This window comes from Vibrio genomosp. F10 str. 9ZD137 (assembly GCF_049974785.1).
Taxonomy (GTDB): Bacteria; Pseudomonadota; Gammaproteobacteria; order Enterobacterales; family Vibrionaceae; genus Vibrio.
Genome location: NZ_JBNGCJ010000496.1, coordinates 1 through 3,332 on the forward strand (window position 1 = coordinate 1; position 3,332 = coordinate 3,332).

Genomic DNA, 3,332 nt, shown 5'->3' on the forward strand with positions numbered 1-3,332 from the left:
TCTATGGCCGTAAACCCAATGGCTCAACAAGCCATCAACTCAGAGATCTTCCGCTATTATCGCGATGCGAGCGTCACTGAGAACGAAGTCGTTAAGCGGATCATCTCTATCGCCGAGAGCAACTAAGAAATGTGGAAAAGCATAGACAACACCAAAGACTAACCATAAGAACAAAAATACAGTTTGATTGATTTGATTTGATTTGATTTGATTTGATTACATTGATGTGATGACAGGACGAGAAAACAAAGCAACATCCTAAATAGGATGAAATCACAGCTCGCAATACCTTCACTCAAGGGCCTATATTTAGCCCCAGAGACTCTCGCCTTTCATAAAAGTTACGCGTAGACTACCCGATTCAAAAATAGGTCGAGTATTAAGGTTTCAGTTTGCACACAATAGAACAACTAAAAAATGGTCAGCTTACAGGCGTTAAACGCCTAACAATGTCACAGCAACTGACTGAATTTCCACTAGAGATTTTGCAACTCGCCGACACACTCGAAATATTAGACATCTCAAACAATCAGCTCAAAGACTTACCAGATGAACTAGAACAACTGGTGAATCTGAAGATATTGTTTGCCTCACAAAACCAATTCACTCACCTTCCAGAGGTGCTTGGCCGTTGTCCTCAACTCGAAATGGTCGGTTTTAAAGACAACCAAATCACCGAAGTATCAGAGCACTCACTTCCTAAGCAGCTTCGCTGGTTGATCCTGACGGATAATGACATCGAAGTCCTGCCTTCCGCGCTTGGCCATAGACCTCGATTGCAAAAATTGGCATTAGCTGGCAATAAGATACAACAACTTCCCGACTCAATGAGCCAATTGAACAACTTAGAGCTGATTCGTTTATCGGCGAACCAGTTAACTGAATTTCCCAAGCCGTTACTGTCACTCCCACGCCTTGCTTGGCTCGCGTTCGCTGGCAACCCTTTTTGTGAAAATAACAAGCTCACAACCCAAGTGCCACAGGTAAGCTCTGACAGTTATCAATTAAACCAAGTGTTGGGACAAGGAGCTTCAGGCATTATTTCACACGCCGATTGGTTGAACGAAGAGTACGATTTCCCGAAGCACGTAGCGGTTAAAGTATTTAAGGGCGCAGTCACCAGCGATGGTTACCCGCAAGATGAGCTGCATGCCTGTTTGCAAACAGGACGCCACCCAAATCTTGTTAAATCTATCGCTCAAGTTAATGAAGAAAACTATCTTTCGCTCGTCATGGAACTGATTCCAGAGAACTATTTCAATTTAGGTTTAGCGCCTAGTTTGCAATCGTGCACGCGAGATACGTTCAAGCCCGACTTCCAACTCGGTATTCATGAGATAAAGAGCATTGTTGAACAAATGACGGGCGTATTTAACCATTTACACGAGAACAAAGTCTGCCACGGAGATTTATACGCGCATAACGTGTTAATAAACAGCGACAATCATATGATCTTTGGCGACTTTGGTGCCGCGTCTACCTATGGGTACTTGCCCCTTGAACAGCAGCTGGCAATCAAAGCTATTGAATCAAGATCACTCAGCTTTTTTATTGACGATCTTCTTAGCATTTGTAAACCAGGTGACATCGATAGTGACCACTTCAAAGCACTTTCAAAATCTGCAAAAATGGCATTTTCTGGTTAGATAATAAACAGGTTAAACAATAAACAGGCTAGATAATAAACGGATTAAACAACAAACCGTGTTCATTTCTATTGTTCAATAACGCCTTTCGCTCAAATTCAATCATGAGTTGGAGCGAAAGAGTCCATCATTTCTCCTTTTGCTTTCTCAATATTTCACATCGCTTTTCCATCAAAATGAGAGTAGCTATCTGTTCTTCACTAATTCTCTTAATAATTAAAGAATTAGTTCGCAAAAATGCCATTCTTGTATTTAACTAAAGTAAGGCTAAAAAGAATTTATGGATGTAACCAATGGCAGAGAAAAACAAGGTTGATAGACCTCAAAAAACAACGAAGAAAACACCAGCGAATCGCAGTACAGACGCAGGGACAAAACGTAAAGATAAAAAAGTCAGAGTGAGTTCAGCACTTCGCATCAATGTACCCATATCCCAATCGTTACTGCTTATCTTGCCTTCTCTTGCTCGCGCTGGTTCTGCTAATGCTGATTCTTCTAATAAAAGTAACGACGATAGCCACAATACTGCCGAGCCTTTGAATGAGCGACACGATGAGAGTCGTTTAGAAGGAACACACAGTCCTAAAACCGAGCAAGCAATCAGCACAGAAAATCGTCTAGAATCACTCGAAGCTAGCAGTAACAGCCAAAATAAAATAGGTGAGGCTCCCCAAGAAACCATTGCTGCAAACCCAACAGGCGGATCTCATTCCTCTCGTTATCTTTCCGTTGCCTCTCATCCGCAAATCCATTATGTTCCATCGGTTTCAGCGCCTGTAATTACTAACGGACACACCCAGCCTTCAGGCACACCGACTGCGGGGCCAACAAATACAGCACAACCAACGACTTTTGCGTCGGTGACATTTATTGCCGAAACCATCAAAGGAAAATACGGAGAACTGCATGTTGATGAAAGTGGCAAATATGTCTTTGTTCTCGATCCACATTCTCCTCAATATATTGCATTGCAAGAGCTTCAACATGGCACCGATCCGTTCACGCTACATCTTTCAAACGGCTCAACCCTCGTTATTCAAATCCCAGTAACTGGGCATCAAGATGCTCCATCTGTGTCCGGTGATTTACTTGGTTTTGTAGCAGAAGATAACAACGTAGACGCAAACGGATTCCTCCAAGCCAACGGTAAAATCGATGTTATCGATCCGGATCAAAATGAAAGCTCTGTCACTGCCGAAACACTCACAGGGCAATACGGCACACTGACTATTGACGCTCAAGGGCACTGGCAGTATCAAGCTAAAAATTCGAGTCAAGAGATTCAAGCATTGGTGAGCCAAACCAGCCTCCATGAAACATTCATTATTCACACCAAAGATGGAACGCCACAAACGCTTGAAATGACGATTGGTGGCACCGATGACAACGCGGTAGTGTCCGGCTCTGATACGGCAGTTTTAACGGAAGGCACGCATATTCAAGCGCAAGGTAAACTCGATATACAGGATCCAGATGCCGGCCAAGATCATTTTCAAGCGGGGAATTTTCTCGGCCAGTTGGGATCGTTAGTCTTAACCTCACAAGGAAATTGGACCTACCAATTAGATAATACAAACCCAACCGTGCAAGCGTTAGCGCAAGGTTCAAAAACCACTGACATCATCACCGTTCATTCTGCCGATGGCACGCCACATCAAGTTACTATTACAGATCGGAAGAGCGGTT

The 3,332-nt window shown here is 43.2% G+C and carries 2 protein-coding genes and 1 pseudogene; all 3 read left to right on the top strand.

Features of this window, described 5'->3' with window-relative positions; all coding sequences use genetic code 11:
- Nucleotides 1–126, top strand: a pseudogene (locus ACP45E_RS11980) (ABC transporter substrate-binding protein); the annotation flags it as partial.
- Between the two features lie 266 nt (nucleotides 127–392).
- A complete protein-coding gene (locus ACP45E_RS11985; RefSeq protein WP_017036982.1) occupies nucleotides 393–1,646 on the top strand; it encodes a leucine-rich repeat-containing protein kinase family protein in 1,254 nt (417 codons plus the stop codon).
- A gap of 293 nt (nucleotides 1,647–1,939) precedes the next feature.
- The coding region (locus ACP45E_RS11990; protein ID WP_198927715.1) for a VCBS domain-containing protein at nucleotides 1,940–3,332 on the top strand (1,393 nt) is incomplete at its 3' end.